A 17,944-nucleotide genomic window follows, 5' to 3' on the forward strand; every position below is an offset into this window, starting at 1 on the left:
AAAATTTGACACGATACAGATAAATTTAAATTTTACATTGCACCAAAATGGTGCGATGAGCGCAGATTTTGTGCAACTCCGTTGTTTCTTTGCATAAAATTAGTTGCGCTGTTGACAGCTTTGGCGTCGATATGATTTTATAGAATGATAAGCTTCCTGAATGAAGGTTTATTTCAGGCTTGTTTATTGATTTTGCTTTATGAAGTCCTTAGGTTGAAGGCTAACTGTGCGATATAAAATCTGCTCGCACAGCTTTTTTGGTTTATTAGATTGGGACAAACACATGATTAGAAAGAAAATCCTGGTTCGCGCATTGCAAGTTGCCTTCGGTGCGGCGGCCATGTCGGCAGCGATGGTTCCGCCAGCAATGGCGCAATCGAACGCGGCCGGTAACATCTTTGGCCGTGTTGACGGCGGCGCGGCTACCGTCGTGTTGCACAACATCGACACGGGTGCTAAGCGTACGGTAACGACCGATGGAAGTGGCCGCTACAATGCGACCGCAATGACGCCAGGCCACTACAAAGTCGAACTGGTGCGCAACGGCCAAACCGAGAAAACTGTTGAAGTCGACGTGATTGTGGGCCAGGGTGTCGAAGCATCGTTTGCAGCAGTGCAGTCCGTGCAAGTGACTGGCCGCCGCAGCCGTATCGACGTGTCGAACACCAACAATGGTGCAACCTTCACTGCCAAGGAACTGACCAAACTGCCAATCCAGCAGTCTGTTGACGCAATCATCCAGCTGGCACCGAACACCACGCGCGCCGACTCCCGTTACGCCGGCGGTGCTTCCTTCGGTGGCGGTGGCGCTTCCGAAAACGCTTATTACATCAATGGCTTCCCTGTCACCAACCCGCTGACCCAGCTGGGCGCCTCCGAACTGCCGTTCGGCGCGATCTCGCAGGCACAGATCCTGACCGGTGGCTTCGGTGCTGAATTCGGCCGTTCGGTAGGTGGCGTGGTCAACGTCACCACCAAGGCCGGTACCAATAACTGGGAAGTGGGTGGCAGCGTAAGCTGGGAGCCAAGCTCGCTGCGCGCAAAGTACAAGAATTCTTACTATGAGAAGACTGGTGGCTCGTTGAACGGTGCAACCGACGGCACCCTGTATATCCGTAACGACCAGCGCGAACGTACCGAGAAGATGTTTGGCGCTTACGTTGGCGGCCCTATCATCCAGGATAAGCTGTTTATGTTCGTGGCCGCTGAGGGCCGCAAGTATGATCAGGAACGCGTGAACCCGCTGGGCTCCGCCGGTATTCGTACTTCGGCCAATGTAGGCCGTTCGGGCTGGGAGGAAACCAACGACAAGATCGAACGCTATACCGCCAAGTTCGATTGGAACATCACCGACAACCATCGCCTGGAAGCGACCCTGATCGGCGACAATTCGAAGACCGATCGTAAGCTGTACGGCTATGATTACACCACCGGCACTCATGGCTCGACCGTGAATGCTTCCCAGCACTACAAGAATAGCGCTGACTTCACTCCAAACGTCGGTGGTGACGTGCAGATCTTCCGCTACGTGGGCAATATTACCGATGACTTCACGATTTCCGCGCTGACCGGTAAGAGCAAGCAGAAGAGCTACAACAAGTACGACTCCGTCAACGGTGTGGACGTGTCCACCCTGTTCCAGGTGTCGGCTGCAAGTAACGCTCGTGTGCCTGGCCTGAACTACTCGAGCCCGCAGCTGCTGGTCAATGCAGTGGACAACGCCAACTCGGAAAGCGAAGTGCGTGCTTCCCGTCTGGACCTGGAATACAAACTCCAGAACCACACCCTGCGCGGCGGCTTTGACAACGTGAAACTGGATTCCTCGCAAGTCGGGCAGAACTACGGCGGCGGCGGTATCTGGGTATACACCCGTGTTGCCAACCCGAACGCACTGCAAACCTTCGGCCCGACCAAGGCAACCACAGCCAGCGGCGGTGGCTACGGCACCCAGGGTTACATCGTGTCCAAGCGCCTGTTCGCCAGTGTGACTGACGCGGGCTCCCACCAGGATGCACGCTACCTGGAAGACCGCTGGCAGATCAATAAGGACATTCTGCTGACCGTGGGCGTACGTGATGAAGGCTTCAAGAACATCAACGGCGACGGCGAAACCTTCCTGGAAGTTAAGCACAAAGTCCAGCCGCGCGTAGCCGCAGCCTGGGACGTGAACGGTGATGCTTCCTTCAAGGTGTTCGGTAGCGCAGGCCGTTATGCTCTGCAGATCCCGACCCACCTGGCAGTGCGCGGCGCTTCCCGTTCGACCCTGACCCGCCAGGCATTCACCTACACCGGTACCGACGCAAACGGCCTGCCGCTGGGCCTGAATCCGATCTCGGGCGTGTACTCGGTCAACAACGAACTCGGCCAGTCCAAGGACGCGAAGACTGTCTCGGCACAGGACATCGAAGCAACCTTCCAGGATGAATTGACCCTGGGCTTCGAAAAAGCTGTTTCCGCAGACCTGAACGTGGGCGCGAAAGCCACCTATCGTAAGCTGAAAGCCACGATCGACGACTACTGCGATACTCGTCTGATCGACAAGTACGCCGAAGATCACAATATCAAAGTGACCAATCCGGCTTACTTCAGCTGCGCATCGTTCAATCCGGGCCAGGACACCACCTTCCTGGTGGACTACACCGGCAACAAGACCTACTCGACGGTTCACCTGACCGCCGCCGAAATGGGCTTCGAGAAGGCCAAGCGTACTTACGCCGCACTGGATTTGTTCGCTGAACATCCGCTGCGCAATGGCTGGTACGGCCGCGTGAACTACACTTGGTCCCGCAGCAAGGGCAACACCGAAGGCCAGACTCGTTCGGACAATGCACAGACCGACGTCGCAGCAACCTCCACCTGGGATAACCCAGAACTGATGGTTGGCGCTAACGGCTTGCTGCCTAACGATCGTAAGCACCAGGTTAAGGCATTCGGCTTCTACGAAGTGACCCCTGAATGGAACGTTGGCGGTAACTTCCTGGCTGCCGCCGGCCGCCCACGCAGCTGCTTTGGCTGGAATCCTGCTACCCCGGGTGAAGTGGACTACGGTTCGGTGTACTTCTACTGCGACAAGCCAGTTCAGCGTGGCACCGTGGGCAACCTGCCATGGGATATCCGTCTGGACCTGAATGTGGCCTACCGTCCGAACTTCATCAAGGGCCTGGCGTTCAAGATGGACGTGTTCAACGTGGCTAACAAGCAGACCGCGCAGACCATCGACGAGACCTACAATGTGGGCAGCTCGACCGATATCAGCCCGACCTATGGTCGTGTGATCAGCTACACCGCGCCGCGCGCTGTGAAATTCACCGTGGAATACAACCACCGCTTCTGATTCTTGAAGTAGGCGTTGCAAATGAAAACCGCTGGCCTCGGCCAGCGGTTTTTTTATAAGCTGCAGCAATGTGCCGGCAGTGCCGGTCACGCCATTGCGATCGCTCAGTCCCTGCCCGCCATCGAGAGTGCCACCGCCTCGGCCACCTTGATGCCGTCTACACCGGCCGACAGGATGCCTCCGGCATAGCCTGCGCCTTCGCCGGCGGGGAACAGGCCTCGCGTATTCAGGCTTTGGAAATCCTCGTCGCGGCGCTTGATGCGGATGGGGGAGGAGGTGCGCGTTTCGAGGCCAGTGAGCACGGCGTCTTCCTTGAAGTAGCCGCGGATCTGCTTGTCGAATGCCGGGAAGGCCTCGCGCAGGGCGGTGACTGCATATTCTGGCAGGATGGTAGCCAGGTCGGTCAGGTGTACTTGCGGTTTATAAGATGGAACCACGGTGCCGAAGTCCGTTGAAGGGCGGCCTGCCACAAAATCCCCCATCAATTGTCCTGGCGCGCTGTAATTGCTGCCACCCAGTACAAACGCTTTCTCTTCCAGGCGCCGCTGGAATTCGATGCCGGCCAGTGGGTGGCCCGGATAGTCTTCCGGCGAAATGCTGACCACGATGGCGCTATTGGCGTTGCGCTCGGCGCGCGAATACTGGCTCATGCCATTGGTCACCACGCGGCCAGGTTCGGAGGCGGCCGCCACGACGGTGCCGCCAGGACACATGCAGAAGCTGTACACAGCCCGGCCATTGGACGCATGGTGCACCAACTTGTAATCGGCCGCGCCCAGGATCGGGTGGCCTGCGTTGGGGCCGAAGCGGCACTTGTCGATCAGCGATTGCGGGTGCTCGACGCGGAAGCCGATCGAGAATGGCTTGGCCTCGATGAAGACGCCGCGGTCGTACAGCATCTGAAAGGTATCGCGCGCGCTGTGGCCGACTGCCAGCACCACGTGGTCGGCGGCCAGCCGTTCGCCATTGTTCAGGATCAGGCCGCGTACCTGGCGTTGTCCCTCGCGCTCTTCAATCTCGATGTCGCTGACCTTGGCTTCGAAGCGGATTTCACCACCCAGTGCCGTGATTTCCTCGCGCATCGCTTCCACCATCTTTACCAGGCGGAAGGTGCCGATGTGCGGCTTGCTGACATAGATGATTTCCTCCGGCGCGCCGGCTTTGACGAACTCCGTCAGCACCTTGCGGCCGTAATGCTTCGGGTCCTTGATCTGGCTGTACAGCTTGCCGTCGGAGAAGGTGCCTGCGCCGCCTTCTCCGAACTGCACGTTCGACTCTGGATTGAGTTCGCGTTTGCGCCAGAAGCCAAAGGTGTCCTTGGTTCGCTCGCGCACTGTCTTACCGCGTTCAAGAATAATGGGTTTCAGTCCCATCTGCGCCAGGATCAATCCAGCAAACAGCCCACAAGGTCCCATGCCGATTACCACGGGCCGCAACTGGCTGCCAGTTGCGTTGACATTCTCCGCCACGAACTTGTAGCTGGTGTCAGGTGAAGACATCAGGTGACGGTCGTGCGTAAGGCGCTGGAGAATGCCTTTATCATCGGTGGTCGAGACATCCAGCGAATAAATCAGCACGATGGCGGACTTCTTGCGTGCATCATAGCTGCGCTTATAAATCGTGTAGCCGGTCATCTGCGCAGGCTCAATCTGCAAGCGCGCGACAATGGCGGCGGTCAGTTCTTCTTCGCTGTGGTCGAGCGGGAGTCTAACTTCGTTCAGTCTTAGCATAGGTGTAATCTGGTAGAGCGACCGTGGCAGTGATGGCCTGTCAAAAGCGCTATTTTACCCGGCGACGCTGAGGCTGTTGGGACGTTCAGCGGGCTGCCCGCGCTGCGCACTGCATAGGGTGGACTGACAACGACGCCCCCGGCGCGGATTTCACCCCGGTCGACGAAGCTGATGTGAATGGGTAAAAAAAGCGCCCGAAGGCGCTTTGTAAGAAGGAGGGGAACTACTGACGTATCGCTTTCAAAGCATCGTCAATGGCCTCTGGCCGAAATCCGGTAATTAGGCGATCGCCGATCAGGATAACAGGAACTGACTTGACATTCAGCGACGCATATTGCTTATGCGCAGTATCGGATTCATCGACATTAAAGTCCGAATAGACCACCTTCTTTTCGGAGAGGTATTTACGCGCCTTGGCACAGAAGGGACAGGTTGTCGTGCCATACAGTACTATCTTGTTGTTCGCATTAGCGAAATGGTTGGCGTAATTTCCCTCTTGATATGGGCGCTCAAGCAGTTTTGGCAGTTTTGCGGCAGCTAAGCCCACCGCCAGTCCTGCCACAAGGACTAGGGTATATACCCCAATGACTTTTAATTTTTTAGCGACCATATCTCGCATGTCCACCTGACGCTCAAGGCACCATGCAATCGTGCATGCAGATGTCGTAAGCCCGCGAACAGGCGCCCGGACCTTGAACCTTCAGGCATTCAATATTCTCAGCTTGGCAGAACGCCTGGCATTCGCCAAGATCTGCCGCATAGGCAAACGACATCGCTGCACCAAATGCAAAAATAAAAGTCATCAGCTTCTTCATCCGATTCTCCTCAAAGTTCATATGGGGTGGAACGGCAAACACATAACGTTATTCGTTTTGTGAAGCAAGGCGACTATATTTCCAATCTAAAATATTGTCAATTAATTAAAGTTACTTCTGAGTTAATAGTGACTGAGAACACTGGCCGGCGGCCCCAAACTTGGGAACATAGACTTGTTACATGCCGCCCCAGGCGGCATTCAGCACCGCAACGGCCGCGAGAGCGGCCGTTTCCGTTCGCAGCACGCGCGGGCCGATGGAGAGGGGCAGGGCGCCCTGGCGCAGGGCTTCGGCTTCCTCCTCGTCGGAGAAGCCGCCTTCGGGGCCGACCATGATGGTGAGCGCCTGCGGTGGCTGGTGGCGGGCCCAGTCGGCCAGCGATTCGGTGGCGCGCGGCGACAGCAGTACGCGCTTGTGCAGGTCGTGCTGGCCGATCCAGTCGCGGAATTCCATCGGTTCGGCCAGCTGGGCCAGGCGGTTGCGTCCGCTCTGTTCGGAGGCGGAGACGATCACGCCTTGCCAGTGCGCCAGCTTTTTCCCGGCGCGCTCGGCGGACAGGCGCACCACGCAGCGCCGTGCGGCCAGCGGCTGCACGGTCGCCACGCCCAGCTCCACGGCCTTCTCGATGATCCAGTCCATTTTGCTGGCTTCGGGCAGGGCCTGGGCCAGGGTGATGGCGTAGGGCAGTTCGGCCTCGCGCGGGGTGAAGACCTTGATTTCTGCGCTGGCGCGCTTCTTCTGCACATCGGTCAGCACCGCCGTGTACTCGCCGCCTTCGCCGTTGAACAGGGTCAGCGTGTCTCCGGGCCCCATGCGCACCACGTGGATATGGTGGGCGACTTCCTGCGGCAGATCGAGGATCAGGCCGATGGCGAGGGGCTGGGCGACATGAAAACGGGGCATCTGGATGGGTTAAATTCTTGAAAATGCACTAATTTTAAGCGTTCGTGTCACGCTCTGGTAAAATATTGGGCTCAGTGGCGGGCCGCCGCCGCAGCGCAACAGAATTCCAACCTTCTTCGAATCACCACGATGAAACCTACGCTCCCCTTCACCAAAATGGCCAATGCGATCCGCGCGCTGGCAATGGACGCTGTTCAGAAGGCCAATTCCGGCCACCCCGGCATGCCAATGGGCATGGCTGAAATCGCTGTGGCCCTGTGGAGCGGCCACCACCGCCACAACCCGGCCAACCCGGCCTGGCCTAACCGCGACCGCTTCCTGCTGTCCAACGGCCACGGCTCGATGCTGCACTATGCGCTGCTGCACCTGAGCGGCTACGAGCTGTCGATGGAAGACATCAAGAACTTCCGCCAGCTGCACTCCAAGACCCCGGGTCACCCGGAAGTCGACATCACCCCGGGTGTGGAAACCACCACCGGCCCACTGGGCCAGGGCATCGCCAACGCGGTCGGCATGGCGCTGGCTGAATGGCTGCTGGCAAACGAATTCAACAAGCCTGGCTTCGACGTGGTCGACCACTACACCTACGCCTTCATCGGCGACGGCTGCCTGATGGAAGGCATCTCGCACGAGGTGTGCTCGCTGGCCGGCACCCTGGGCCTGAAGAAGCTGATCGCCCTGTACGACGACAACGGCATTTCGATCGACGGCAAGGTGGAAGGCTGGTTCACCGACGATACGCCGAAGCGTTTCGAATCCTACGGCTGGAACGTAATCCGCAATGTGGACGGCCACGACGTGGCTGCCGTGTCCGCAGCGATCGAAGCGGCCAAGAAGTCCGACAAGCCGACCCTGGTCTGCTGCAAGACCATCATCGGCAAGGGCTCGCCGAACCTGCAAGGCGGCGACAAGGTGCACGGCGCCGCGCTGGGCGAGAAGGAAGTCGCAGCGGTGCGCGAGCACATCAGCTGGGGCGCCGAGCCGTTCGACATTCCGCACGACGTGGCGGAAGCCTGGAGCTTCAAGGAGCAGGGCGCCCAGTTCGAAAACACCTGGCTGGAAATGTTCAACAAGTACGCCGCCCAGTACCCGACCGAGGCCGCTGAACTGAAGCGCCGCATGGCAGGCGACCTGCCGGCCAACTTCGACGCCACCCTGCAGGCCGCCATCGCCGCCTGCGTGGAAAAGAAGGAAACCATCGCCACCCGCAAGGCATCGCAGAACGCGATCCAGGCGCTGGCTCCGATCCTGCCGGAATTCCTGGGCGGTTCGGCCGACCTGACCGGTTCCAACCTGACCAACTGGAAGGAAATCGTTCCTGTCCGTTCCGGCAAGCCGGGCAACCACATCAACTACGGCGTGCGCGAGTTCGGCATGTCCGCCATCATGAACGGCGTGGCCCTGCACGGCGGCTACATCCCGTTCGGCGCGACTTTCCTGACCTTCTCCGATTACAGCCGCAACGCCCTGCGCATGGCTGCGCTGATGAAGCAGCGTTCGATCTTCGTGTTCACCCACGACTCGATCGGCCTGGGCGAAGACGGTCCGACCCACCAGTCCGTTGAGCACATCTCCGCGCTGCGCCTGATCCCGAACCTGGACAACTGGCGTCCGGCCGACACCGTCGAATCGATGGTGGCATGGGGTGCGGCAGTGAAGCGCACCGACGGTCCTGCAACCCTGATCTTCTCGCGCCAGAACCTGCCGTTCATCGAACGCTCCGAGCAGGCGATTGCCGACATCGCGCGCGGCGGCTATGTGCTGTCCGACGAAGCGGGCGCAAAAGCCATCATCATCGCCACCGGTTCGGAAGTCGAGCTGGCCATGAAGGCCGCCGCTGAACTGAAGGCAGCCGGCACGCCGGTGCGCGTGGTGTCCATGCCGTCGACCGACGTGTTCGACCGCCAGGATGCTGCTTACAAGGCTTCCGTGCTGACCAAGGGCCTGCCGCGCGTCGCCATCGAGGCGGGCGTGACCGATTTCTGGTACAAGTATGTTGGCCTGGAAGGCGCCGTCGTAGGCATCGACAGCTTCGGCGAATCCGCCCAGCCGGTGTGCTGTTCAAGCACTTCGGCTTCACTGTCGAAAATGTGGTTGCTAAAGTTAAGTCTGTTCTGGCCTAAGCCGCACCGGCGCACAACGGCCCCAACGGGGCTGTAGGGCGGATCATTGATCCGCCGTGTGTGCGGTCCGACGGCCTACGAGGAAACAATTTCTTTTAAACAGGAGCACATGTAATGACGATCAAGGTAGCAATCAACGGCTACGGCCGCATCGGCCGCAACGTACTGCGCGCTTTCTACGAAGGCGGCAAGAAGCAGGACATCCAGATTGTGGCCATCAACGACCTGGGTAACGCCGAGTCCAACGCCCACCTGACCCGCTACGACACCGCCCACGGCAAGTTCCCAGGCACCGTGACCGTGGAAGGCGACAACATGATCGTGAACGGCGACAAGATCCGCGTGTTCGCGCAGCGCAACCCGGCCGAAATCCCGTGGGGCGAGCTGGGCGTGGACGTGGTGCTCGAGTGCACCGGCTTCTTCACCACCAAGGAAAAGGCTTCGGCCCACCTGAAGGGCGGCGCGAAGAAGGTTGTGATCTCCGCTCCGGGCGGCAAGGACGTTGACGCTACCATCGTGTACGGCGTGAACCACCAGACCCTGAAAGCGTCGGACACCGTGATTTCGAACGCTTCCTGCACCACCAACTGCCTGGCCCCGCTGGTCAAGCCCCTGCATGACGCCATCGGCCTGGAAACCGGCCTGATGACCACCGTGCACGCCTACACCAACGACCAGGTGCTGACCGACGTGATGCACGAAGACCTGCGCCGCGCCCGTTCCGCCACCCAGTCCATGATCCCGACCAAGACCGGCGCTGCCGCCGCGGTTGGCCTGGTGCTGCCTGAGCTGAACGGCAAGCTGGACGGCTACGCGATCCGCGTGCCGACGATCAACGTGTCGATCGTCGACCTGTCCTTCATCGCCAAGCGCGACACCACTGTGGAAGAGATCAACAAGATCATGAAGGAAGCTTCCGAAGGCGCGCTGAAAGGCATCCTGACCTACAACACCGAGCCGCTGGTGTCCGTGGACTTCAACCACAACCCGGCTTCGTCGAACTTCGACGCGACCCTGACCAAAGTGTCCGGCAAGCTGGTGAAGGTTTCGTCCTGGTACGACAACGAGTGGGGCTTCAGCAACCGCATGCTGGATACCACCGTGGCGCTGATGGCTGCCAAGTAATCCCTCGCTATCGCGAACAAAAAAAGCGCCCTCCGGGGCGCTTTTTTTTTGCTTAAAACCCGAGGCGTGAACCTGGTGTCTGCCACATCGTGGCAGACACCTGCTTTATGCCGTGGGTTTTAAGAAGGACAGCGGCGCGCCAAGGAAAGGCGTCAGGCCAGCCCGGCAATGCGGGCGAGGCGCTGGGATTCGGCGCGGACGGCGTCGCGCAGCTCGTCGGGGCCCTGGATGGTGAAGTCGAAGGTGAGGGAGGCGAGCATGCGGGCGAACCAGGTGTGGCTGGTGGTGGTCGTGTGCAGCTGGATGCCGGCGGGCGTGGGCACCAGGGGCCCGACGTAGCGGCCGAGCTCGCGGGTGGCGCTGTCGAGGTCGGTGTGCAGCAGGACGTGGGCTGGCAGGCCGCGCGGCAGGGTGGCGAGGGCGTGCTGCAGGTGGGCGGCGGTGTCGAAGTTGTCCGGCTTTTCAAAGGCTTCGCCGGTTTCGCGCACGTCGGCCACGCGGTCGAGGCGGAAGGAGCGGATCGCCAGGCGCAGGCGGCACAGGCCGACCGCGTACCAGCGCGTGTGCGAAAACACCAGGCCGTAGGGATCGAACTCGCGGCGCATCGGCACGCCTTCCGGCGGACGGTATTCGAAGCTGACGCGATGCTGGGTCTGGGCCGCCATGGCCAGCGCGGTCAGCTCGCTGGTCAGGGCAGGGCGGGGCGGCTGGGTGAGCGTCCAGCGCGTGTCGGGCACATCCAGCACGGCGGTTTCGCGCAGCGCCTGCACGCTGCCTTGCAGCGCAGGCGGCATCACGCGCTCCAGCTTGGACTGGGCGCTGGCGACGGCCGGCGCGGTGTCGGCCAGCCGCAACGAGCGCACCGCCATCAGGCCCAGCGCAACGGCGCTGGCTTCCTCATTGGTGAACATCAGCGGCGGCAGCTTGAAGCCGGGCACCAGCATGTAACCACCGTAGCGTCCCCGTTCCGACGTGATCGGAATCCCGAGCTCTTCCAGCATCGCGATGTAGCGGCGCAGGCTGCGGCGGTCGATGCCGAGGCGCTCGGCCATGTCGGCGCCGGAAATCTGGCGCTGGCTTTGCAGCATCTCGAGGATGGTCAGTGCTTTGATGGCTGGTTTGGACATATTGCAATCATCGCATGCAATGAGGGGCAATTTTGCCCTATTTCACCCGCACAATGCATGGCATTCCCTCCCAATAAATAAGAAGAGGCAATACCATGGAACCCATCCTGTACTATGGCGCACCGCACGGTTGCGCCTTCGGCACCATCGTCGCGCTCGAATGGCTGTGCCGTCCCTACCGCCTGCTGCGCCTGGAACTGCCGGGCCAGCCCAATCCCATGTTGCAAACAGAGGGACGCGTGATGCGCGACTGCCGCGAAATCCTGCGCCACCTGGCGTCGCGCCGCCGCTACCTGCTGGGCTACCGTTCCGGCACGGTGGACCACGCCCGCCTGGAACGCCTGATCGATACCATGCATGAGGAATTCCAGGGCGGCGAGGCGCGCCTGGCGGCCATATGCGCCCACCTGGACGCACAACTGGCGGACCGCGAATGGCTGGACGGAAACAAGCGCACCGTCGCCGACGCCTGCCTGGTTGCCGCCGTGCGCTGGGCAGAGCGCGATGCGGGCCTGGAACTGGGCCGCTATCCGCGCCTGCAGCAATACGTGGCCGAGCTGCATGGCGACCCGGCCGTGTTCTTTGCTGACGCGATCGAAACCCGCCGCCCGGCCGTCACCAGCGGCCGCTTCCGTGGCCACCTGAGCCTGGACGAAGTGGATTTGCCGCTGGCTGCCTAATACAGCGTGATCTCGTAGCCGAAGCGGGCCGCGGCCGCGACGATGTGCTCGCCCATCAGGCGGCGGGCCAGGGGCGCATCGCGCTCGGCCAGCGCGCGCACGACGGCTTCGTGCTCGGCGCGCGCATCGTGCGGGATGTGGCCGAACATCGGGCCGTGGCGCGCAAAGTTGGACGCAATCAGCGGACGCATGGGCTCCAGCACAGTGCGGATCAGCGCCACCAGGTAATCGTTGCCCGAAGCGGCAGCCACAGCGCGGTGAAATTCCAGGTCGGCGTTGACGGTCGCGGCCGTGGGCGCGCCTTCGAAGCGCATGCGCTCCACCGCTTCCTGGATGGGCTTCAGCTTACGCGGCGTCATATGCAGGGCGGCCAGCGCGGCGGCCTGGCCCTCCAGCGCCGCGCGTACTTCGAACATATTGCGGATCGTATCGTCGCCCTCGAGCAGCTGGGCGCTGATGGGCTGCAGTGGTTCAGCCGACGGCTGGGCGGCGGCGACGAAGGCCCCCAAGCCCTGGCGTGATGTAACCAGCCCGCGGGCGCGCAGGGTGGCGATCGCTTCGCGCACCACATTGCGGCTGACGCCGAAATTCTCGGACAGGAACAGCTCGGTCGGCAGGCGGTCGCCGGGCCGCAGTCGGCCAGCCTCGATCTCGTCGCTGAGCGCGTGCACGATGTGCTCAGCCAGATGCGGCCGGCGCTCAACCGGCAGGACGTTCAGTTTGGCCATGTAGCTTGCCTCCTTGTCAGCTTATTCTACATCCAGGCATTTGTTCCTGGCGTGAACAACGCTTGTTCCATGATGTTCACTTGTAGGACAAGAGGATGTTCCCTAAGCTGGATTTACCACCCCCAGCCAGGAGACTTCCATGAAAATCGCACATATCGAAACCATCCATCTGCGTATTCCCTTCACCACAGGCGGCCCGTCCGCTGGAGGCGTGTGGGGCGGCAAGGACTTGCAGATGGTCGATTCCCTTGTCGTCAAAGTCACCGCGGACGACGGCACCGTCGGCTGGGGCGAAACTTTCGGCTTCACCGCCATCCCGTCCGTTAAAGCGGTGATCGACACTATCCTCGGTCCGGAAATAATCGGACGGAATATTCACCAGCGTGAAAAGCTGATGGTGGAGCTGCAGAAGAAGTTCCACATCTTCGGCCGCAGCGGCGCCTTTATCTACGGGCTGTCCGCCATCGATATCGCGCTGTGGGACATCGCCGGCAAGGCCGCCGGCCAGCCCGTGCACGCCCTGCTGGGCGGCGCCGAAGCGACGTCGCTGGCCACCTACGCCAGCCTGATTCGCTATGCCGACCCGGAACTGGTGCGCGTGAATGTGCAGCGCGCCGTGAAGGACGGCTACAAGTACCTGAAGCTGCATGAAATCGATCCCGCCACCGTGGCCGCCGCGCGCGAGGCGGCCGGTCCGGACATCGAAATCACGCTGGACGTGAACGCCCCCTGGACCGTTCGCGAAGCGCTGGACATGGCCGACAGGCTGCGCCCCTACAACCTGCGCTGGATCGAGGAACCCGTTTGGCCGCCGGAAGATTATGACGGCCTGGCCACGGTGCGCAAACAGGGCGGCATCCCTGTCGCGGCAGGCGAAAACGCTTCGACGCTGATGGACTTCCAGCACATGCTGAAGGCGGGCGCGGTCGACTTCATCCAGCCCAGCCCTTCGAAAATGGGCGGCATCACCGAATTGCGCAAGGTGTATGCGCTGGCGAATGCGCACAGCACCGAAGTGCGCGTGCACACCTTCTACGACGGTCCCGGCCTGCTGGCCAGCGTTCACGCCAGCGCGGCGCTGGGCGGGCCGAAGTCCATCGTCGAATGGCGCTACTTCGACCTCGAAGCGCAGCTCTATGGCGACGCGATCATCCCGAAAGAGGGCCGGATCGTCGTGCCGCAAGGCCCGGGCCTTGGCCTGGAACCGAATCCGGATGTGATCCGCGACTACCGCATCTGACAACAAAGAGAGGAGTGGAGACATCATGTTTGAACGGATCATTGGGCCCATCCTGCCCGTCGCCTTCATCATCTTCCTGGGCTACTTCGCGGGCAAGCGCAAGCGGCTGGACAAGGGCGACAGCCTGGTCATCAGCCGAGTGGTACTCGGCTACATCTTCCCGGCCCTGCTGCTGGTCGGCATGGCGAGCACGCCGCGCGAACAGCTGCTGGACTTCAGGCTGGTGCTGGCAACCTTCATCGGCATCATGGGCATGTACTTGATCGCTCTCGCCATCGGCTGGTGGAAGTACCGCGAGCTGAAGGCGGCCACGCTGAAGGGCTTCGTCAACGGCTATCCGGACGCCGCCTTCATGGGCATCCCCATCCTGGGCACCATGTTCGGCGCGGGCAGCATTTATTCGGTGCTGGTGCTGAACATCATCGCCAGCCTGCTGATGATTCCCTTGACGACGATGCTGCTGACGATCGCGTCCGGCGAAGGCAGCGGCGCGCAGGCGTTCAAAACCAGCATGGCGGCGGCGGTGAAGCGCCCGCTGATGTGGGCGCCGGCGCTGGGCATCCTGTGCTCGCTGCTGCAGCTGAAGTTCCCGCCGCTGGTGGCGGAAACGTTCACCATGCTCGGCAAGGCAACGCCTGGCGTGTCGCTGCTGTGCCTCGGGTTGATCATGTCGTCCGAAGCGCTGAAGATGTCCGGCGAGATCTGGACCAATATCGGACTGAAGCTGCTGGTGCATCCAGCCCTGATGATTGCCGCCATCGTGGGACTGGGCGTGCATGGACAGTATGCGCAGCAAATGATCCTGCTGGCGGCGCTGCCTTCGGCTACGATTCCGGCCATGTTTGCGAACGAGGCGGGGGCTTATCAGAGCGAGGCGGCGACTACTATCCTCGTTACCACCGTGCTTTCCATTTTCACTTTTCCGGTGGCGATCTGGCTTGTTGACGGCGGACTGGCCGCTGCATGATTTAAAACCCAAGGCGTAAAACAGGTGTCTGCCACGATGTGGCAGACACCAGCTTTTGGCCGTTGGTTCTAATAAGGCTAACGGCGCAAGGAGGATTACAGCGTTGCGCGCAGGCCCAGGTACCAGCGGCGGCCAATGGCGTCGTAGGTGCCTGCATCGGTTTCGGCGCCGGTGGTGTTGAATGGCAGGCCGGTGATGATTGGAGGCGGTTTCACGTCAAACGCATTGTCCACGCCCAGGTAGATCTCGTACTTCTTCTTCAGGGTGTACGAGAACTGGAAGTCCTGGTAGGTCTTCTGGTTCACCTTGACGGAATTGCGCGGCATGTCGTACTGGGCCAGGAACTGGTCATCCAGGGCGGACTTGCCATAGTAGGTCGTGGTGCCGGTGACCGACCATGGACCCCAGCGATAGGCCAGGTTCAGCGTAGCGCGGTTCTTGGCCGAACCGACTTCGCCGGCCCAGTAGTCCTTGTCGGCGCCAGGCAACGGAACATCGTAGCCCTCCTTCAGCCAGGTCCAGGCCAGGCGTGCGCTCAGGCGGCCCGGACCAACGCGGTCAGCCCAGGATGCGGTCACGTCGACACCTTCGGTGGCCTTGCCGCCGCTGTTGTTGACGGCCGAATCGATGTACTGCAGCGAACCGGCGCTGTTGGCGCCAACGGCAGTCGGACGGCGGGTAATCGTGTTGCAGAAGGTACCGTCGCCGCCGTAGCAGTTCTGCAGCGCGAACTGGCGTGGGATCGGCACGATGGCGTCCGAGATCTTGATGTCGAAGTAGTCCAGCGTGAAGGTGAACTTGCTCAGCGTCGGAATCGACAGCGGAGTCCACACCACGCCCACCGTAGTGGAACGGCCTTTTTCTTCATGCAGGTTCGGATTGCCGCGGTCAAAGCCGCTGATGCCCTGCTGGTCCGCCTGGTTCAGCGTGAAGGCGCCGTTGGCGTTGATGTTGGCCATCACGCCCGGTGCAGCGCGGCAGGCGGTATCGCGCGCGCCCTGCGAGGTGGCGGTCACGCCTTCGCAAGGATCGACGATATCGGCCGGGAAGGTCTGCTGCGGCGCCTGGAACAGCTCATTGATGTTTGGCGCGCGGGTGGACAGTGCACGGGTGCCGCGGAATTTCACATCACGCACGGGCGCCCACTCGAAGCCGGCGTTCCAGCTCGTCGTATAGCCGACGGTCGAATAATCGCCGCGGCGGAAGGCGCCCAGGAAGTTCAGTTCCTTGGCGAAGGCCTGGTCCTTCAGCAGCGGCACGCGGGCCTCGGCGAACAGTTCCTTCACATTGAATTTACCGTAGGTCGCAGGCAGCGCATTGCCGGCATTCAGGCCGGCCTGGGTCAGCGCATCCGGCTCGGCACGCGAATCTTCCGAACGGTATTCGAAGCCCGCCGCGATCGCGATCGGACCGGCCGGCAGATCCCACACTTCACCGTTGACGGAAGCGCCCGCGATCTTCTGGATGATGGCAGTGTTCAGGCTGCCCGGCGCCGTCACGTATTTCAGCGCATCCGGCGAAATGCTGTTGAAGCCGAATACATTGATCGGCACGCAGCCCTGGGCGCGCGCATTGGCGTCGCGGCAGATGGCGTCCGTGCGGCTGCCGTTGTTGTTGATGTCATCCGCGTCCGGGATCGCTTCCAGCGCGTTGCGGAAGTTCAGCACGTTGACCTGGCCGTTGGAGGTCTGCGATTCCTTGGTCTGGCCATAGCCGATGTAGGCGTCGTAGTTCCATTCGCGGCCGATGTCGAAGCTGCCTTTCAGGCCGGTGACGAGGCGGAAGGTGTCGCGGTCGGCCTTGCTGGTGCGCGAGCCCACTTCGCTCAGGCGGCGGGTGAAGTAGTAGTCGCGGGCGCCGTCGCCATCGGTGTCGGAGATGCGGTCCCACAGGTATTGCGGGATGATCGGGTTACGCGTCATCACGCCGTTGACCATGAACTCGGCCGGCACCTGGCCGCCGGTGGCCGGATAGATGTTTTCGGCGCCGAGCGGGAAGGGCTCGATGGCGGTGCTGACCTTGGTTGCCGCATACGTGCCTTCGAAGTAGGCGCTGTGCTTTTCGCTCAGCTGAAGATTGCCGTTGAGGGCGAACAGGTAGCGGTCGGTCGGCACGGCAATGGTGCGGAAGTCGGAGCGGTTGAAGCCCGTTGCGCCGACGCCATTGTTGCCGTTGGTGCTCCACGGGATCGGGTTGCCGGAGCGGTCGTAGGTGTAGCTGCCGGTGTCGGTGAAGAAGCGGCCCTGCGGCGCGAAGCTGGAGTAGAAGGGACGGCGGATTTCGAAGAAGTCGTCGGTGTTGCCGCTCCAGGTCTGGTCGACGGCCGAACGCTCGCGGTCGCGCGAATACACGGCGCCCTGCTTGGTGTAGCCGAAGTGGCCCATGATATTGCTGTTGCCGTCGGCGCTGGTGGTGCCGAAGGTCAGGGAGAATTTCTTCTTCAGGTCATCGCCCTGTTCGCTCTTGCCGCCGGTCACGTCCACCAGCAGGCCGTTGAAGTTCTTCTTCAGGATGATGTTGACCACACCGGCCACAGCGTCCGAACCGTAGGTTGCGGAAGCGCCGCCGGTCAGCAGCTCGACGCGCTCGATGAAGTCGGTCGGGATCGTGTTCAGGTCGACTGCGGTTTCGCCTGGAATACCGGCCACGTAGCGGCGGCCGTTGACCAGCACCAGGGTGCGCGAGGTGCCGAGGTTGCGCAGGTCGACAGTGGACACGCCCGCGCTGGATGTCTGGAAGTTCGAGTTGGTACGGCTCACCGTGGGCGTACCCATCGTCGGGTTCTTCAGCAGCAGTTCCTGCACGTTGGTCACGCCAGATGCTGCAATGTCGGCCGCCGTCAGCACTTGCAGCGGTGATGGCGATTCGGCGTTGGGTGAGGCGATACGGGAGCCGGTAACCGTAACTTGCTGCATGGGTTGCTCGGCGGGTGGGTTAGCTTGGGCAAATGCCTGATGCGTGGTGATCGCGAGAGTGCTGAGGCAGATGAGGCGGACAGATCGTGCAATGGTTGTTTCTCGAATCATTCCTTATCTCCTGTTGTGTCGTTATCGGACAGCTGGAATGCAACCCAGTTGCTTCAGACACTTTAGGCGAAGAAATGATACGTACGCTAATATTGCCAGTTAAACTGTCATAAAAAAACAACAACTTGTTGGCCGATACCGGGTTT

General features: G+C 61.2%; 12 protein-coding genes and 1 pseudogene. 6 read left to right on the forward strand and 7 right to left on the reverse strand.

Going from position 1 to position 17,944, the window contains the following annotated elements:
- Positions 1–283 precede the first annotated feature (283 nt).
- Positions 284–3,334, forward strand: a complete 3,051-nt coding sequence (locus tag ACHMW6_RS05565; RefSeq protein ID WP_395406153.1) for a carboxypeptidase regulatory-like domain-containing protein — start codon at positions 284–286, stop codon at positions 3,332–3,334.
- A gap of 104 nt (positions 3,335–3,438) precedes the next feature.
- Here ACHMW6_RS05565 and ACHMW6_RS05570 read toward each other — a convergent pair whose 3' ends face one another.
- From ACHMW6_RS05570 to ACHMW6_RS05585, 4 genes are all read right to left on the reverse strand, one after another.
- On the reverse strand, positions 3,439–5,064 hold the full coding sequence (locus tag ACHMW6_RS05570) for an NAD(P)/FAD-dependent oxidoreductase (RefSeq protein WP_395406154.1): 1,626 nt from the start codon (positions 5,062–5,064) through the stop codon (positions 3,439–3,441).
- Positions 5,065–5,287: 223 nt separating this feature from the next.
- The gene (locus ACHMW6_RS05575) at positions 5,288–5,674 is read right to left on the reverse strand and encodes a glutaredoxin family protein (protein WP_395406155.1); all 387 of its coding nucleotides are present in this window, start codon (positions 5,672–5,674) and stop codon (positions 5,288–5,290) included.
- A 22-nt stretch (positions 5,675–5,696) separates the two neighbouring features.
- Positions 5,697–5,879 (reverse strand): hypothetical protein, encoded by a 183-nt coding sequence (locus ACHMW6_RS05580; RefSeq protein WP_395406156.1) that lies wholly within the window; start codon positions 5,877–5,879, stop codon positions 5,697–5,699.
- A gap of 177 nt (positions 5,880–6,056) precedes the next feature.
- Positions 6,057–6,782, reverse strand: coding sequence for a 16S rRNA (uracil(1498)-N(3))-methyltransferase (locus ACHMW6_RS05585; RefSeq protein ID WP_395406157.1), 726 nt, complete (start codon positions 6,780–6,782; stop codon positions 6,057–6,059).
- A gap of 129 nt (positions 6,783–6,911) precedes the next feature.
- Here ACHMW6_RS05585 and tkt point away from each other — a divergent pair.
- Together tkt and gap are read left to right on the forward strand one after the other, a co-directional pair.
- Positions 6,912–8,905: pseudogene (tkt, locus tag ACHMW6_RS05590) on the forward strand (transketolase).
- Positions 8,906–9,019: 114 nt separating this feature from the next.
- Positions 9,020–10,030 carry a type I glyceraldehyde-3-phosphate dehydrogenase gene (gap, locus tag ACHMW6_RS05595; RefSeq protein WP_395406158.1) on the forward strand — a complete coding sequence of 337 codons (1,011 nt, stop codon included), beginning with the start codon at positions 9,020–9,022 and terminating at the stop codon, positions 10,028–10,030.
- A 152-nt stretch (positions 10,031–10,182) separates the two neighbouring features.
- On the opposite strand, the gene ACHMW6_RS05600 is transcribed toward gap, so the two are convergent.
- Entirely contained in the window at positions 10,183–11,157 is a 975-nt protein-coding gene (locus ACHMW6_RS05600; RefSeq protein ID WP_395406159.1) for a helix-turn-helix transcriptional regulator, read from the reverse strand.
- Between the two features lie 95 nt (positions 11,158–11,252).
- On the opposite strand from ACHMW6_RS05600, the gene ACHMW6_RS05605 reads away from it, so the two are divergent.
- Positions 11,253–11,837 carry a glutathione S-transferase family protein gene (locus ACHMW6_RS05605; RefSeq protein WP_395406160.1) on the forward strand — a complete coding sequence of 195 codons (585 nt, stop codon included), beginning with the start codon at positions 11,253–11,255 and terminating at the stop codon, positions 11,835–11,837.
- Here the strand turns inward: ACHMW6_RS05605 and ACHMW6_RS05610 are convergent.
- Positions 11,834–12,565 carry a FadR/GntR family transcriptional regulator gene (locus ACHMW6_RS05610; RefSeq protein ID WP_395406161.1) on the reverse strand — a complete coding sequence of 244 codons (732 nt, stop codon included), beginning with the start codon at positions 12,563–12,565 and terminating at the stop codon, positions 11,834–11,836. The two genes, ACHMW6_RS05605 and ACHMW6_RS05610, sit on opposite strands and share 4 nt — an antisense overlap.
- Before the next feature lie 139 nt (positions 12,566–12,704).
- Between ACHMW6_RS05610 and ACHMW6_RS05615 the strand changes: the two genes are divergently transcribed.
- Both ACHMW6_RS05615 and ACHMW6_RS05620 read left to right on the forward strand, forming a co-directional pair.
- A complete protein-coding gene (locus ACHMW6_RS05615; RefSeq protein ID WP_395406162.1) occupies positions 12,705–13,805 on the forward strand; it encodes a mandelate racemase/muconate lactonizing enzyme family protein in 1,101 nt (366 codons plus the stop codon).
- 25 nt (positions 13,806–13,830) lie between these two features.
- A complete protein-coding gene (locus ACHMW6_RS05620) occupies positions 13,831–14,772 on the forward strand; it encodes an AEC family transporter (RefSeq protein ID WP_395406163.1) in 942 nt (313 codons plus the stop codon).
- Between the two features lie 95 nt (positions 14,773–14,867).
- Here ACHMW6_RS05620 and ACHMW6_RS05625 read toward each other — a convergent pair whose 3' ends face one another.
- The gene (locus ACHMW6_RS05625) at positions 14,868–17,687 is read right to left on the reverse strand and encodes a TonB-dependent receptor plug domain-containing protein (protein WP_395406164.1); all 2,820 of its coding nucleotides are present in this window, start codon (positions 17,685–17,687) and stop codon (positions 14,868–14,870) included.
- Between the last annotated feature and the right edge of the window lie 257 nt (positions 17,688–17,944).

Origin of the sequence: Pseudoduganella sp. UC29_106 (assembly GCF_044055365.1) — a bacterium.
Classification (GTDB): Bacteria; Pseudomonadota; Gammaproteobacteria; order Burkholderiales; family Burkholderiaceae_D; genus Rugamonas.